Raw genomic sequence first — 15,360 nt, forward strand, 5'->3', positions numbered from 1 at the left:
TCGACCGGATCAAGGTTCAAGCACAGATGTTCGGCGGTGCAGGCTTCCGCCTTCTCCGGGAGCGAGTCCTGCTGGCGTGAGCGAGATGCTGGAGATCCAGTGGGTCCTGTCCCGTCCTGTCTGGCCCGTGCTCCTGTCAGTGGCCCGGCCTACTGTAGGGACGACAGCGGATCCATGGTGATCAAGACAATGAACAGGAGTTCCCTTGACGACTCTGTCCGATCGGCCGAATACTGCGCTGCTCGTCATCGACGTCCAGAACGGGGTGGTGGCAGGCGCCCATGAGCGCGAGGGTGTGATCGCGAACATCAACACCCTGGTGGGCAAAGCACGTGTCGAGGGCGTGCCCGTCATCTGGGTGCAGCATTCCGACGACGATCTCAAGCGAGACAGCGAGCCCTGGCAGTACGTGCCGGAACTGGTCCGCCGGGATGCGGAGCCTCTCATCCACAAGCTCTACGGCGACTCTTTCGAGGAAACCGCCTTGGAGGCGCTGCTCGCCGAGCGCGGGGTGGGCCGGCTGGTCGTGACGGGGGCCCAGAGCGACGCGTGCATCCGCTCTACGCTTCACGGGGCCTTCGTCCGCGGGTACGACGTGACACTGGTCGGCGACGCACATACGACGCAGGACCTCACGGAGTACGGCGCTCCGGCCCCGGGCCAGGTGATTGCGCACACTAATCTGTATTGGCAGTGGCAGAGCGCACCCGGACGCCGCGCGGGGACTGTCGATACAGCGGAGGTGACGTTCACCGCGGACGCAGGCTGAGCCGTCGCGGATCAGAGACCCTTGTTCTCGCCCGGGGCAGCGTGGTGTTGCGTACGGGCGCGATGGGCGTGGCCGGTCAGCCGGGGACAGGCAGCGGTGTGGGGGTGTCGGCTTCTTGGGTGGTGGCCCGGGGGGCGCGAAGACGCAGGCCCCCTCAAGCCTTGCCCCGTAGATCTCGCCCGGTGCCGGGCATGGGAGCGCCAGTTGCTGTGGTCCCCGGGGGAGAGGAAAGGCAGATGTCACCGTGTCCGGAGCACGGCTCGCGGAGGCGTCGACCTGCGCAGTATGCCCCCCTAGGACCAGAGCCCCGCGCTCGACGAGTACGGGCCCGTGCGAGACAAGAAGCTGACTGGGCCGAACAAGTAATCACTGGAGGCACCTTCCTGGTCGCCTGGTCCGATGGAACCCCCGTCGGGACGGCACAGATTCTGTGGCGCGGGTGCAAAGCAGCCGAAGTCCACGAACGCTTTCCGGAATGCCCGGAGTTGAACGGTCTTGGAGTCTGGCCACCGCATCGGAGATCACAGGGCATCGGGACCGCCATCGTCCGTGCCGCGGAATCCCGGGTCCGGCGCAACGGCTACCAGCAGATCGGCTTGGGCGTGGACGACCAGAACCACCGTGCAGCCTCGCTCTACCTCCGACTCGGGTACCAGGAAACCGGCTGCCGATACCTCGACCGCTATCACTACCTCGACGACGACGGCGTGCGCCACGAGGTTGCCGACCCCGGCCGCTTCCTGATCAAGCAGCTCACCGGACAGCCAAGTTGACACGTACCAGCCAGCGCCCACCTCTCCGACGCAGGCGCCACGCAAGCACCTTGTGCAGAGGGTTCCAAACACCCGAGCTCCCACCACCGCCCGATCGGGAAGCGGCCGTTGAGGCGGTCCGCGAGCGCAATCTCCGGCAGACCCGGTGGCTGATCCTGATGATCTCCGCGTGCTGCGCCGACCGATCGACTGGCTGACCGGCCGACGCACGATCCATCTGAGGATCTTGTCGCCCTGATGCGCGCCCCGGACAGTTGTGACGGCCTTCAGCAGAAGGCAGGACCGGAACAGCGGGAGCTTGGTGCGCCGTCGGCCTCGCCTGGATCTTGCGAGGGCACGCCACCCCTCGCCTGCTGCGTGGACAGGTCGAGGAGACCCTGCGCCAACTCGGCCGTGACCACATGGATGTGGTGAATCTGAGCATCGCGGGAACCGATTCGATCGCCGAGCGGTTCGGCGCGCCGGCCGACCTGCGTGACGCGGGGCTCATCCGCCATCTGGGCCTGTCCAACATCCGCCCCCACCAACTCGCCGAGGCCCAGTCCATCGCCCCAGTGGTCTGCGTCCAGGACATGCACGGCATCGGGGCATCAGCCGAACAGGAACAGTTCCTCCGCACCTGCGGGGAACAGGGCGTCGCGTTCGTGCCGTTCTACTCGATCGCCGGCACCGGTCGTAGTGCCGGTGCGACCGAGAACGACCACAGCACGCTGCACGCCATCGCCGGCGCCCGCGGAGTGAGCGCGGCGCAGATCCGACTGGTATGGGTGTACGTCGCCACCTCAGCGGTTTCGGCTTCTCGACGACGGCACCCGACGAGGGGGCGTCGCACGGTCGTGTGCACCCTCGTCCGGACTCCTGGCCGGTGCGGGTGGCCAGTCCTGCCGGATCCCCTCAGTTTCCGGGCCCGGCAGCACCTGCCGTACCGATGGAGAAACTTGCGCCGGGCGCTGCGTAGTCGACGGGACCGGCGAAGCGGGCCGAGGCGCGGGCGACCGCCTGCTGCGGGGTGAGGAAACGACCGACGTGGGTGACGATCAACCGGCCGGCTCCGGCGCCGCTCGCCGTGTTTCCGGTGTCCTCGGGCGTGTGGTGCACATGGTCACCATCGGTCGGCACCTGGGCGCTTTCGGCCTCGCACAGCAACACATCGCACCCTTGGGCCAGTTGTGTGAGGTTCACACATGGCGCGGTGTCGCCGGAATAGACCAGTGAGTGGTCCTCGGCGTCGATGCGTACGGCGAAGGCCGGGATGCCGTGCTCCACTGCCCGGCTGGTCAGCGTGAGTGCGCCGATCTGCGCCCGGTGGCCGTCATACAGCTCATGGACGGCGAAGGCGGATTCGACGGGGCTGCGCGTTGCGGTGTTGGTGAGGAAGCCGGCCAGCCGGTCGGCGATGCCCGGCGGCCCGTACAGGGGAATCGGCGCGGCGAGTTGAATGTCCGCGAAGAGCGCCGCGTAGTAGGCGGTCAGCAGGTCCGCGCTGTGATCGGCATGAAGGTGCGAGATCCAGATCGCGTCCAGCTCGTCGAGACGGGCATGGTGCTGAAGCTGTGCCAGTGTTCCGCTGCCCGCATCCACCCAGACCCGGGTGCTGCCGCTGGAAACCAGGTAGCCGGAACACGGGTTGTCCACGCTCGCATACGGCGTCGCGGACCCCAGGACGGTGAGATGGAGAAGATCGCTGGCCACCCGTGGAGTCTATAGAACCTTGATCCGTAGCTACTGGCAGGCCATCCATGCCGGGCCTGCGCTCGCCGTCTCATCGACAGTGCACACAACTCACGATGACGCTCACCGATGGCCGCACCGCTCGATCCGTTGTCAGTCCCGGACGAGACAGAGCGGGTGTCCTGCCGGATCCGCGAAGATGCGCCAACTCCGCTTTCCGTCACCCTCGTCGAGCAGCGTCCCGCCCCGATGGAGGACGCCCTCCTGGGCTCGGTCCAGGTCCTCGACCGCCAGGTCAAGATGGAACTGCTGGGGATGAGCGGAGTCGGGCCACCGAGGCGGCCGATAGTCTTCCGCGCGCTGGAAGGCCAGGACGAACCCATCATCGGTGTGGAGCGTTGCCGACGACCGGGAGGCTGTTGGCTGCTGGTCATCGTTCTCCAGACAGCCGCCTGCGGAGTGCCCACGTCAACGCCGGGGAACAGGTTCCGGGTCCACGAGCACGCAGCGGGTGCCGCTGTAGATGGTGGGCATGCAGCGGTTGCAGTGGACGCACAGGGATGTGTTGCTGGTTCCGGCCGTGTAGCGGTTGACCAGGTCGGGCTCGCGCAGCAGGGCACGGCCCATGGCCACAAAGTCGAAGCCTTCGGACATGGCCTGCCGTGCGGTGGCGAGGTCGGCGATGCCGCCGAGCAGGATCAGCGGAAGGTCCAGTGCTGCGCGGAATTGTCGGGCCGACTCCAGCAGGTACGCCTCCTGATAGGGGTACTCGATCAGGAAGCGCCTGCCGAGGGCCTGCACGCCGAGCCGCTGCGGCTGCGGGAAGGCGGCGGCGAACTGGCGCAGTGGGGCTTCGCCACGGAAGAGGTACATCGGATTGAGCAGGGAGCTGCCGGCGGTGAGCTCCAACGCGTCGATCGTGCCGTCGTCCTGGAGCCACCGAGCGAGCTGCAGACTCTCGTCCAGCCAGATGCCGCCGGGGACACCGTCGTCCATGTTCAGCTTGGCGACGACGGCAATCCGGTCGCCGGCCGCGTCGCGCACCGCGCGGGCGGCCCCGCGCGCGACCGCGGCCCGGTTGGCGAGGCTGCCGCCGAACCGGTCCCGGCGCCGGTTGAGCTTGGGGCTGAGGAACGCGCTTGCGAAGTAGTTGTGCCCGAGATGGATCTCCACGGCGTCGAAGCCGGAAGCGACGGCGATCTCCGCAGCCTCGCCGTGCGCCCTGATGATCCGGGAGATGTCGGCCTCGGTGGCGGCCTTGGTCGTCCTCATGCTGAGGGGATTGAGCCGGCGGGTTGGGCCGAGCGCCGGGCTGCGGTTGGACACGGCGTCGGCGACCGGCCCGGCGTGGCCGATCTGGGCCGACACCGCAGCGCCTTCGGCATGTACGGCATCTGTCAGGCGGCGCAGGCCGGGGCCGGCTTCGGGGCGCATCCAGATCTGGTGACGCTCGGTTCGGCCCTCCGGGGCCACCGCCAGATAGGCGACGGTGGTCATACCCACCCCGCCGGCTGCGGGTCTGCGGTGGTACTCGATCAGCTGGTCGGTGACCAGCGCTTTCGGAGTGGCACCCTCGAAGGTTGCTGCTTTGACAATGCGGTTGCGCAGAGTCAGCGGGCCAAGCTTTGCCGGGGCGAGGACATCGGGGACATCACGAGGCGCCGATGTGACCATTAGTCAGACATCCTTTCCGCGCTCGCGGATGACGGAACGGATCCCACATGAGCAGCGCAGTGACGGCATATCAGTTCGAGTCGGTCGGGGCTCGGGCTGCCGAAGGGTATGGCTGTCCGTGCCGCTCCGGGCAGTCGCGTCCTGCAGGACAGCACAGTCTCCCTGTACTTTCAATCGCGTGTCGAAAATGCGCACTTACCCTTCGGTGCGCTCGCAGTTCGAACGAACGGATGACCGCGTTCTGCCTTGGAGCATCACCAGCTCAGCTCCCGCCAGGTCAGGCCGAGAGTGCTTGGTCTGCCCCCGTTCATCGGAATCGGAATGCGCCGACGCCGACGCCGACGCCGAGTCGACGCCGGAGCATGGGCCTCACCCGCCTTCTCGGGGATCCCCGATCCCACCGATCTCACCGATCTCACCGAACTCGCCGCGAGAGCCGACGGCCGCCGCTCAGCCGCAGGCATGCCCCCGCTGGAGCGGCATCCCACGCTCCGAGCTGTCGTGGCTCTCCGGCGTCACACCTCCCTCACGCTGACGGCAGCCCGGTGATGTCGGGGCGCCTCGATCTCGTCGATCAGCGCGATCGCCAGGTCCGCGTACGCAATCCGACTGGCCGGGTCACCATGCTCAGCGATCTGGTACCGGCCGGTCCGCGTGCCCGCATGGTCGAAGTCACCCGCCGGGGCCAGATACACCCAGTCCAGGTCGCACCCCCGTAGTTCGTCGAGGCCTGCCGCGTGGCCGAGGGAGAAGGAGCGGTACTCGTTCGGGTAGCCGGGCTCGTCCATCAAGGGGGCACCGGATGCACCGGGCATGACCGATGCGAGCCCGACCACCACGAGGCGGTGCACACCCACGTTGGCCAGGCCGGTGGTCAGGGCTCGGGACGACGAGGTGAAGAACTCGTGTGGCGGCACGGACAGGTCTGCGGCGGCACTGACGGCGGCGTCATGGCCGGCGGCCGCATGCTCGATGCTCGCCGTGTCCGTGACGTCGCCTGCCACGACCCGCACGTCTGTCAGGTCGCCGTGGCCCGCAGGTTCGCGTACCACCGCGGTGACTTGATGTCCGCGTCGGCGCGCCTCTGTCACAACCTGCCGCCCGGCCCGACCTCCTGCCCCGAAAACCACAATGTTCACGACGAGCCGCCTCTCACCAGGGCCGGAGCTCGTGCATCCGGCCAGTTCCCGGAAGCTACCGAAGCCCTCGGTTACCACGGGGATACTGGCTAGGGTGAGGACATGAGGGAACCGTTGCCCGCCGACATGTTCGACGAACTGTGCCCGTCCTCACTCAATCCGATCCGATTCGGCGACAAATGGGCGGCACTCATCATCCGCTGTCTCGAGCACGGGCCGCGCCGGTTCTCCGAGCTGCGCGTGCCACTGAGCCGCGTCACCCCCAAGGTCCTGACCCAGTCGTTGAGGTCGCTGGAACGAGATGGCCTGGTCAAGCGCACCGTCTATGCCGCGGGCGCCCCGCATGTCGAGTACGAACTGACGCCGCTGGGCCGCAGCATGCTCCAACCGATAGCGGTAGCTTGCGCCTGGACGGAGAAGCATTGGGACGAGTTGCTCGACGCCCGGGAGTCGTACGACGCCACCACTCGCCCGACCGCACCGGATAGTCAGGGCCTTGCCAGGTGGTGACGTAGGGCTGCAATGGGGTGGTTGCCGACAGGTGCGGCAGATGCCGGTCCAGGTGGCCGGCAGGTGTTGGAGGAGGCCCAGGGCCCGGTAGAGGGCCAGGCCCTGGCAGGGGCTTGTGGGCAGTCCCGCTGTCCTCGCCGTTCTGAAGTGTCAAGGGCGTGATTTGCCGACCCGCTCCGCCACCCCAGGTTCTCCACCAAATCGACCGTGGCGGGCCGTCGGTGGCCGCACAGCGGCGGGGGCGGTGGAGGTTTTGGTTCAGCGTGTGCCGCGTAGCGCTTCGTTGTATCCCCGGCGCACTCGGGATGAACCTGGGAGGGGGCTTGGGTCTCCGGGCTCACCTGAGCGTGAAACTGTGAAGGACAACAGCAGGATCGGGAAGCGGTGTCCATTCGGAAGCGCTCCGAATGGGGTGCCGCAAGACCCTCGCGGATGTTCGCTGCGGATCACGACTGCCCGCACTCACTGCCGCGACCGTTCCCACCTGCCCGGCGGAGGACCCGGACCCGGCGAGACCATCGAGCAGGCCCTGCTCCGCGAGGTACTGGGCATCAGATCCTGGGCGCTTCCATCATCACCCCCTGCTGATGTTGGAGGCGAGCGCTCGAGCGGCGGCAAGCTGACGGAGAGCTCACTCGGGCAGCCCCCAGAAGGAGCCGTGCAGGCCGACCCTGGCGAAGTAGGCAGAGGCGGATGCGGGGTCACGGCGGGTGTAGCCCGGGTCCAGGCGTCCGGTGTACCAGTCGCCGGCGAAGCGCCACAGGGTGGCCAGATCCATCACGTAGCCACGCTCCTGGCCCGTCTGCTGCAGCCAGGAGTCGACGCAGTCGGTGGAGCAGAACAGGCGCTGATTGGCGCAGGTGTGCATGACTTCGTCCCAGGCCCGGTGCATGGGGATGAGGAAATGGGCCACCTGGTCGCCCTTCGGGGGTGCCTCTCGGTCGACCACCCAGGCGTGCGGAGTGTCGCAGGCCGGGCAGCGGGTGGCGACCAGGACATCGGGCTCGTTCCGGAGCAGGTGGGGCATGGCGAACGAGTCCCAGGAGCAGCCGCCCCACCAAAGGGTGTGTGAACCCATTACGGAGAAGCCGAGCGGCACCGACGCGAAGGGGTGGGCCATCACGATCTGGTCGCTGTCCTGCGAGTCCAGGACCACGTCATGACGCGCGTGAAGGATGCGTAGTTCCTGACGCACCTGGTCCGGGGCGAGTTCGGTGAGCGTGGCCAGTTCAGGCACGCTCGGAGCCCGGCCGGTACGTGCGAATCCGTGGTAGACGGCCAGGCGGATCTTCTCGGTCCTGTGAAGGCTCGTCGGTGCGGTTGAGGCGTTCCTGGTCATTTCTGTAGTTCCTTCGCTGGTTGAGGCTCTGGTGTCCAGCGTGCGCCTTGGAAGCGCATGGGCTTGAACGCTCGTGCGGCACAATGGGACATTACGCCTGCCGGAGAACGCGCCACCCACTGGCGGGTCCCCGGGCTTGTGCTGGAGGCCATGGACGTCGGCTTCGAGCAGTACGCCTACCCAGTGCATGCCCATGACACGTACTTCTTCGGCAATACCGACGACGGTGCGCAGTCGTTCGTATGCAGAGGAGAGCGGCACGTCAGAGTGGCCGGACTGGTCATGGCGTTCAATCCGGACGAACCCCACGACGGACGGTCGGCCGTCCACCACGGGTACTGCTACCGGATGCTGCACCTCGGTGAGGATCTTGTCCGGGAGGTTCTCGCCGACGCGGACCCCGGCAGGACCCGACTGCCGCTCTTCGGCACTCCGGTGGTGGACAACTCGGCCCTGGCCCGAGCCGTGGCGCGTCTCCACACCTCAGTCTCAAGAACGCACCCCGACTGGAAGTCGAGGAGCGCCTCACCGCCGCCGTGCTGGCCCTGACCCGCCGTGCAGCGACGCTGCCGGCACATCGGCCGGACTCACGGGATCGGGTGGAACCGGCCGCCATGGCCCGGGCCCGCAGTCTGCTGCGACAGCGGTACGCCGAGAACAACGCCGCCAACGAACCGGCTCAGGTGGCCGGATGCAGTCGCTTCGCGCTGTACCGGGGCTTCCGTGCGGCGTACGGCTTCGCCCCAGTGACTACCAGCGCGATCTGCGGTTGCGCCGGGCCCGTGCGGTTGGCGCCTCAGTATGGGAGGCCGTCGCAGAACCATGCGTCCCGAGTGGATGCAAGCCGTGGGCTTCACCCGAGGCCGCGCCCGGAGCTGCACCGGGAGCCGCGCCCGCTTGTTCGCTCGCCGCATGAATGTCACGACTGCTTGAGGGGGATGACCATCCTCCGATGGGTATGCAGGCCTCGGCCGACTGGGCAGCCCATCGTGGCTCTGAGTGCCACCGGGAAAATCTGTGACCTGCGGCAATACGCAGGACCGACTCCTCGTGTCCGCCGGCTGTCTCTACGACCTGGCCCCTTCTCATGTGGCCGCGCTGATGCCTTCCCGTAGTACTGCGTCCGTGCCCGGGGGCAGGCAGGCGTGGCGGCTGGGGGCTGTTGGATCCCTCTCCGCGCCTACCGCTAGAGTGCGATGCTTGTTCGATTCGCCGCGAGGCGGATGGGGAGGGGGAGAGGTTTTGAGCGCACAACTGAGAGAAACCGCTAGTGAGTTGGCGGAGATCTTGTGGCGGGAACACACCGTCTACCGGGAGCGGTCCGGCGGCGTGGTCATCCGGGGTGAGCATGTACGGCGGTGGATCAGCCTCGCTCCGGCGGGCGGCCGGGACGAGATCCTCGTACGCGCGGGGCGCATCCTGGACGGCGGCACTACTGCTCCGGCGCGTTCGGAGGCCGTGGTGCCCCTCTCCGCCGGTACAGGCGTGCTTGCCGCGACCTGCCGTCGCCTGCTTGCCGAGGCGGCGGCCGATGCGGCGCCGGTCCCGCCGGGACGTGCAGCGCCCGGGCAGTCCAAACGCTCCGGGAAGGCCGCGCGGCCCAAAGGCAGCGGGAAGCACACCAGCTTCGGTTCATGGGTGATCCTCGCCTGTGTCGCCGGTGTTGTTGCCCTGTACGTCTACGTCACCGTGCTGCACGGATAGGCACTGCTTCTCGGTTCCATCCAGGACTCGGCTCATGACGCCCTCCCGTACGACGGCCGCCAGGCAGCCACATTCCGCCGCCGCGAACAGGCTCGCGCCATGCGCACAGCACCCGCTGTGGGTTATCCCGTCAGCGCCTCCGGCCTCGCCCGCCGCGGCGAACGGGCCCGGACCACAGTGTCTTCCATCGCCACGGCGACCTGCTCCAGAGATTCCAAGCCGTCGTAACACAGCCGCAGGCTGCCGACGGTCACGGAGTCAGCAGCGCGCCTGCAGGCAAGTTCTCGCCGTCCGAATCAACCGGAGACACCGCAGCGCAATCGACTCGGGGACACGGTGCATGAGCAGCCAGGGTTAATGTGTCGGGGTTCTGGCTCACGTTCCCTGGAGAATGCACGCTGAGTCAGGATTGCCGGGCGAGTCGGCACCGGGGAAGTTGTCCGGAGTTGGCCCGTACCGGGTGCGATGTGGCTGACAGTCCGGCCCGTGGAAGAAGCAGCGCCCAGGCTGGAGGAGTTGCTGTTCCCGTCGATCGCCGACGTGGCAATGCTGTCCGTCGCCGTGAACATGAGGCGGTACGGATAGCGGCTCCAAACAAGGTGGTTGGGTTCATCTGTACCGGATGCGGGAGCGGGGCGCGGCGGATCCACAGCTCCTACCTGCGATTTCCCGCTGATGCGCCCAGTGGAGTCAGCCGGGTCGCTCGTTGTTTGCGTATCCGCAGGTTCACCGCCCGGTCATCTCGTACGGGCGGTGAACCTTCGCCGAACAGCTTCCAGGGTTGATTCGTCGGTACGGCCGGCGGACCGAGCGGCTGCGGTCGACGCTGGCCGCAGTCGGCCACGCACTCGCCGGTCGGGCCGATGCCCGCATGGCGAGTTGCTTTGGCGTGTCTGCGAGCCGCAGCACGGTGCTGCGGCTGGCCGAAGCGTGGCCCGGCCCCGAAGTCCCGGCCCCGCAGATGGTCGGCGTCGACGAATGCGCGACCCGCAGAGGGCGTCACCACGGGACTGTCCCAGCCTGCCCCGAACCCTCGATGACCCACAGGACGTCGACCAAGGCCTCGGCCGCGGCGTGGGACAGAGACGCGTACACGGGCATCAGGGCGGACTCCCAACGGGTCACGGCAGCAGATTCCGGCCATCCCACCACATACCAGTGGCATCACACTCAGCGAAGCCAGTCGTCGGTGGGGTGACCATAGCGTTGCCCATCGCCTGGATGAAGTGGAAACCGCAGCTGGGCGTCGAGCGTCACGGAAGGTCGGTGCGGCCCCACCAGTTCGGCCGTATCGGTACTCCGTCCGCATCACGTTCCACCGGCGGCGTCGAGGGCGGAGGCGGCACCGCTTCCGCCGGATGCGGCTCCGCCCCCGGTTCCTTCTCGTGTTCCGCCTCCGGCTGGGCCGCGTGCGTCGGCGGCGAGGCCGGCGCAGCGCTGTCGTCCAGCAGCTCCGCCACTGTGAACCGCGTGCTGAAGGACTGCCAGGCGCCGTCGATCACCAGGAGGAAACCGTCGCTTTCCCGGAAGAGCCGACGGCGCTTCGGACTTCTAGGGTGCTCCGGGGTGTGTCTCCGGGCACGCTGCTCCAGCTCCATCAGAGCCTCTTCGCGCGTGCCGTCCACATGCCTCAGCACGTACGCCTCCCCGTGCTTGCGCTCCCCGATACCCACGGTCGTCTCGATGACCAGTCCCCAAATCGCCATGCTCCCGCCCCTCCCGTTCGAATCAAGAGAAAGCCTAGAGCGTGCTGCGGAAGGATATGGGTGGGCATTTCTCCTGTATGGGTGGAGTGTTGTGGGATGAGGCCTTCTAGGTAGAAATGCTGGCCGGAGTGAAGATGCTGCTGTTCCAGTGGCTGCTGAAGGTCGTGCCTGAACGGAGTGGGAACAAGCGTGGTGAGGGAGACCGCGATGCCTACCGCTGGCTGACAGGGTGCAGCTGCAGGCGGCCGGCTGCAACAGGACGAACCTCACGATGCGGCAGCTTGACCGTTGTTCGGCTGCTGACCGGCCATCGTGTGCCGGGTCATCCAGCGGCGGCGGCCACTGCTGACGATCGAGCCGGCTGCCCACCCTGCCGGCGCTGCGGAGCGGCTTCACCGACACCGCCTGACACCTGGTCAACCAGCACCTCAATCGGAACCGCTTCGTACAGGTCCGCTCCATCCGGGAGCGCGCCCCTCGGCGCCGCCATCGGTGCGAGTGCGGAGCTGGGCAATCCAGACCGTACGGAGGCCAAGGCGGGAGAAGCCCGGTCGGCTTCTCGGACCGTGTCGCGGGCGGATAGGACCGTGAGGAAGAGGACCGGCCTTGACGTCGGCCGGGATGTTCTGACCCTTCGGGCCGGTCTGCCCCGGCGTTCGCAGGGAAGAATGTCACCTGGACACGGTCGGGACCAGAACGGCGGCCATCGGCGCCCAGTTCATCGACAGGCTGCCGTGCGAGCGCGACGGTACCTCGGACACCTCCTGGAGCCGAGCGTCGATGTCGACACCAGCACCGCTCACGACGGTCGCATCCGGCCAGTCGAGGGATCCTTCCAGCATGGTGGACACCACCGTCTCCGTGAACTCCCGGCAATCTCAGAGGTCTCCGGGCATCTGCCCGCTGCCTTGCAAAGGTTCGGGCGTGATCCTGAACGGGGCGGTGGTGATCGGTTGAGCCGGCCTCCGTAGGGTGGGAGCCGATCATGTGACCCCATCCGAGGAGTTGTCCGCCATGCCGCAGATCACCGTCGACTATTCCGGTCTGCTCGACGCGGCCTTTGACCGTCCGGCCTTCGCGCTCGCCCTGCACCCGATCGTCGTCGATACCGTTGACGCCCGCCTGGAGGCTTGCAAGACCCGCTTCCGCCGGGTCGAGGACTTCACTGTCGGCACCGAGACCGAGGGGCACGCCGTCCTGCACGTGGAGATCGGCCTGCTCCACGGCCGCACCGACGCGACCAAGGCCCGCCTCGCGGCCGCCGTGCTCGCCCTGGTCGCCGCCCAGGTCAAGCCAGTCGATGGCGTCACTCTGCATCCCTCCGTCGAAATCCCCAACCTGGACGCGTCCTACCGAAAGAGCTGACACACCCGCTTTCCAGCGCGACGAGTTGGCTGTCCGCCCAGCTTCCCGGCGCGCCGCCACAACGTTGGAAGGTGCGCGGGCCGACCGGTTGTACCGGCGCTTGCTGCGGGCCACGCCGCCATGGCCCGACTGGTTGACCTCTCGTCCCGTCGCTCGAAGGGCTCATTCACTGTCCAGCGCATGGCCGCATTGGAGGCCCAGGGCGTCGGCTACGTGCTGGCGGTGGCCTGCTCGGCCGAAGCGGCCACCGGCGCCGGCAAAATCCGAGCCGACGCGCTCGCCGGGCTCGACGAGCACCAAGTCCGCCGGTACCCGTCCTGGGCCCGATGGGGCACCCTGGCCATGCTTGCCCACGCCTTCCTGGTCGTCGTCCGAGCCGAAGAACATGCCCGCCCAGGCACCCCAAAGGATCTGATCCCGCTGTCGTGCGACGAAGTCCAGCGGCCATTCATCACGCTGGCCGTCCAGCCCGTCGACGCCCCGGCCCACCGCCTGGGCCGGTCCGACTGGCGACGCCGCCATCAGGCACAGCCCGGACCAGCCACGACCGACGGCAAGCCGCCACAGCATGAAGATCACGATCTACAGCTGCAGTACTGGGCCGTTTCGATCGAATCAGGTGCGGCTGGGGAGAGAGCATGCAGGCACTTGACTGTACGCGTGCTCAGACGCCAGCCTTGCGATCAAATATGTGCGGAGGCGACTGCGCTGCGCAGGACTATGTGTCCCTACTTTCAGCAAGCGGCGTGCGGAGGGGTGCACCGCGACCAGGAGTGGGTGTCCAGGTGATCGCGTTCCTGATCGACGTGGTGGTGGGGGCCTCCTGGTCTCTGATTTCGGTGGGAGACGGCGGGAGAGGGCTCAGGCTCGCTCCTTCGCTGAGGGTGGTGAGGTCCTCTTCGAGGCATGCATCCTCGGCGACCGCCCGTACTGCAGTCCGGTCGTGGTCTTCCTCGCGGCCACCAGGAATGCTCTGCACGTATCGCCCACCGAGGTGAAGACGCTCGCGCGTCGTGCTCTGCCGACCGAACACATTGAGATACGCCGGATCCGTAGGCGGACTCGATCCGACTCTCGGATCATCCGTCCCTTCTGGAACATCGCCGAGTGTCACGACGGGAGCGTCGGTTTCGTGGTTGCCTGCGCGCCTGAGCACATGCGCTATTTCGCCGGGGCGTTGGGACCAGAAGGGCCTGGGCTGAACACCAGAGTTGCCCACTGACTCGGATGGTCAGCGGGCAGACCAGATGAAGATGCCGACAATGGAGTCCGGCGAGGGGTCGACAGTGGCCGTCGGCTGTCAGGTGGAACTTTGTGGTCAGTCCGCCGCGGGACCGGCCGATGGCGTGATCACCGGGTTCATCGATTGGAGCCCATTTTGCGAACCCCGGCCGCGTGCTGGTGAGCGCGCACGATCGTGGAGTCCACCGAAACCATACAGACGAGGTCCGTCTCGGCGTCAGCCTGAGGCACCAGCGCGGTGAACATCCGCGCCCGGATGCCTTCCACGGCCCACATCCGCAGCCGGTTATGGACGCGCCAGTTGCCACATCTTTCGGGGAGATGAACCCGTTGGATCCCAGTTTGGAACTTGAGGCCGATGGCATCGATCACCTTCTGTGATCCCACCACCGACTTCCCCGCTTCGGCGTCCGAACCGGTAGCAACGGCTCAATCATCGCCCACAGCCCGTCAGCCAACGACACACCCGGTGCGAGGCGGCAGGCTGCGCCCATGCGGTATCACCTCGCCGTGTGGGAGGGCGGGCGACCGGCGGACGACGCCGCCGAAGCCCGGGGCTTCATCGATATGTACGCCCGATACATCGACACGCATGAGACTGCGGCGGCTCCCCAGGCGAAGGATGACGGCCTTCGTCTGCTCGCTCCTGGAACGGTGGGACGGGTCTCACCGAGGACGAGGGCGATATCTCGTGGGGAGGCTCTGTCACGTCTGCGATGCGCACGGCACAGCGCATCATGATGAGAGTGTTCAGTCGGGTGGACCGGGTGACCCCATTGACCGAGGTTGTCGGGGTTCGCAATCTGATTCATCATCAGCTCGCTCAGTTCTCTGGGCAGGCAATCGCCGCATTTCGGGTAGCCGTGCCACGCGCGGTCGTGAACTCACCCGGCACCGGCTGTCGTCCCCGAGGGGCATAGTTCGCTCACATGTTCTGCGCGACGTTGCCGCCATTCCGGGAGATGGTCAGGAGCACCGGTTCTGCCACGCCGACATCGCGTACTGCGGCGGGGGTGACCTCGGCGGCCCAGATGGCGGTGTCGAGCGACCAGGTCGGCAAGGAACAATGAATCGAGGCCGCCTTCTGCATGCCCTCGGTCTGCACCTCACCCACGAACGAACGAGCCACCCCCCTGCGGAGGCAGAGGGGTTGTCAGGATGGATGACCAGCCGGCCGTGGGAGCGTTCGGGAATCAGCACGTTCACTTCTTGTGCTCGGTTCGACAGATCGGCGGATTTCCGGGCCGCGATGATGATGACACAGCCCGACCGCTGGTCCTGGCCCCGAAGTGGCCACCCAGTCCACGGCCTGCGACAAATGGACGAGGCTGCCAGCCCACGATTGGGGTCGGATCGCTCACGTCCATGCCACTGTGCTCCTTCTGCGCTCCGCACGACAGGGTGACGGTCTTTGTGATCGGCTTCTCGGGGAGTCCGCGATACCGATCAGTTCGATGCCGAGCAAGAC

14 protein-coding genes and 3 pseudogenes are annotated in these 15,360 nt (G+C 67.2%); 8 read left to right on the forward strand and 9 right to left on the reverse strand.

Annotated elements, in window-relative coordinates:
• Positions 1-205 precede the first annotated feature (205 nt).
• From ACFYY7_RS13485 to ACFYY7_RS13495, 3 genes and pseudogenes are all read left to right on the forward strand, one after another.
• Complete coding sequence (locus tag ACFYY7_RS13485; RefSeq protein ID WP_388660991.1) at positions 206-769, forward strand: isochorismatase family protein; 564 nt, start codon at positions 206-208, stop codon at positions 767-769.
• Positions 770-1,005: 236 nt separating this feature from the next.
• Positions 1,006-1,542: a GNAT family N-acetyltransferase gene (locus ACFYY7_RS13490; RefSeq protein ID WP_388661126.1), complete on the forward strand. Its 537-nt coding sequence runs from the start codon at positions 1,006-1,008 to the stop codon at positions 1,540-1,542.
• Positions 1,543-1,877: 335 nt separating this feature from the next.
• Positions 1,878-2,555 (forward strand): annotated as a pseudogene (locus ACFYY7_RS13495) (aldo/keto reductase); the annotation flags it as partial.
• On the opposite strand, the gene ACFYY7_RS13500 reads toward ACFYY7_RS13495, so the two are convergent.
• The 4 genes from ACFYY7_RS13500 to ACFYY7_RS13515 all read right to left on the reverse strand — a co-directional run bounded on the left by ACFYY7_RS13500 (position 2,437) and on the right by ACFYY7_RS13515 (position 6,104).
• Positions 2,437-3,234, reverse strand: coding sequence for an MBL fold metallo-hydrolase (locus ACFYY7_RS13500; protein WP_388660994.1), 798 nt, complete (start codon positions 3,232-3,234; stop codon positions 2,437-2,439). The pseudogene ACFYY7_RS13495 and the gene ACFYY7_RS13500 sit on opposite strands and share 119 nt — an antisense overlap.
• A 132-nt stretch (positions 3,235-3,366) precedes the next feature.
• Positions 3,367-3,657, reverse strand: coding sequence for a VOC family protein (locus tag ACFYY7_RS13505; protein ID WP_388661129.1), 291 nt, complete (start codon positions 3,655-3,657; stop codon positions 3,367-3,369).
• A 24-nt stretch (positions 3,658-3,681) separates the two neighbouring features.
• Complete coding sequence (locus ACFYY7_RS13510) at positions 3,682-4,887, reverse strand: NADH:flavin oxidoreductase (protein WP_388660997.1); 1,206 nt, start codon at positions 4,885-4,887, stop codon at positions 3,682-3,684.
• Positions 4,888-5,402: 515 nt separating this feature from the next.
• A complete protein-coding gene (locus ACFYY7_RS13515) occupies positions 5,403-6,104 on the reverse strand; it encodes an NAD(P)-dependent oxidoreductase (RefSeq protein ID WP_388661000.1) in 702 nt (233 codons plus the stop codon).
• Between the two features lie 24 nt (positions 6,105-6,128).
• On the opposite strand from ACFYY7_RS13515, the gene ACFYY7_RS13520 reads away from it, so the two are divergent.
• Positions 6,129-6,536, forward strand: a complete 408-nt coding sequence (locus ACFYY7_RS13520) for a winged helix-turn-helix transcriptional regulator (protein WP_388661003.1) — start codon at positions 6,129-6,131, stop codon at positions 6,534-6,536.
• A gap of 631 nt (positions 6,537-7,167) precedes the next feature.
• Here the strand turns inward: ACFYY7_RS13520 and merB are convergent.
• Positions 7,168-7,875, reverse strand: coding sequence for an organomercurial lyase (gene merB, locus ACFYY7_RS13525; RefSeq protein ID WP_388661006.1), 708 nt, complete (start codon positions 7,873-7,875; stop codon positions 7,168-7,170).
• 150 nt (positions 7,876-8,025) lie between these two features.
• On the opposite strand from merB, the gene ACFYY7_RS13530 reads away from it, so the two are divergent.
• Both ACFYY7_RS13530 and ACFYY7_RS13535 read left to right on the forward strand, forming a co-directional pair.
• Positions 8,026-8,424 carry an AraC family ligand binding domain-containing protein gene (locus ACFYY7_RS13530; RefSeq protein WP_388661009.1) on the forward strand — a complete coding sequence of 133 codons (399 nt, stop codon included), beginning with the start codon at positions 8,026-8,028 and terminating at the stop codon, positions 8,422-8,424.
• 735 nt (positions 8,425-9,159) lie between these two features.
• Positions 9,160-9,579, forward strand: coding sequence for a hypothetical protein (locus ACFYY7_RS13535; RefSeq protein WP_388661131.1), 420 nt, complete (start codon positions 9,160-9,162; stop codon positions 9,577-9,579).
• A gap of 1,253 nt (positions 9,580-10,832) precedes the next feature.
• Here the strand turns inward: ACFYY7_RS13535 and ACFYY7_RS13540 are convergent.
• Positions 10,833-11,285, reverse strand: coding sequence for a hypothetical protein (locus ACFYY7_RS13540; RefSeq protein WP_388661012.1), 453 nt, complete (start codon positions 11,283-11,285; stop codon positions 10,833-10,835).
• 648 nt (positions 11,286-11,933) lie between these two features.
• A pseudogene (locus ACFYY7_RS13545) lies at positions 11,934-12,157 on the reverse strand (deaminase); the annotation flags it as partial.
• 142 nt (positions 12,158-12,299) lie between these two features.
• Between ACFYY7_RS13545 and ACFYY7_RS13550 the strand changes: the two are divergent.
• A complete protein-coding gene (locus ACFYY7_RS13550) occupies positions 12,300-12,650 on the forward strand; it encodes a 5-carboxymethyl-2-hydroxymuconate Delta-isomerase (protein ID WP_388661015.1) in 351 nt (116 codons plus the stop codon).
• A 186-nt stretch (positions 12,651-12,836) separates the two neighbouring features.
• Positions 12,837-13,222: pseudogene (locus ACFYY7_RS13555) on the forward strand (IS701 family transposase); the annotation flags it as partial.
• A gap of 787 nt (positions 13,223-14,009) precedes the next feature.
• Here the strand turns inward: ACFYY7_RS13555 and ACFYY7_RS13560 are convergent.
• Both ACFYY7_RS13560 and ACFYY7_RS13565 read right to left on the reverse strand, forming a co-directional pair.
• The gene (locus ACFYY7_RS13560; protein WP_388661018.1) at positions 14,010-14,264 is read right to left on the reverse strand and encodes a hypothetical protein; all 255 of its coding nucleotides are present in this window, start codon (positions 14,262-14,264) and stop codon (positions 14,010-14,012) included.
• 553 nt (positions 14,265-14,817) lie between these two features.
• Positions 14,818-15,006: a hypothetical protein gene (locus ACFYY7_RS13565; RefSeq protein ID WP_388661021.1), complete on the reverse strand. Its 189-nt coding sequence runs from the start codon at positions 15,004-15,006 to the stop codon at positions 14,818-14,820.
• Between the last annotated feature and the right edge of the window lie 354 nt (positions 15,007-15,360).

Origin of the sequence: Streptomyces sp. NPDC001933 (assembly GCF_042890955.1) — a bacterium.
In the GTDB taxonomy this organism is placed as follows: Bacteria; Actinomycetota; Actinomycetes; order Streptomycetales; family Streptomycetaceae; genus Streptomyces.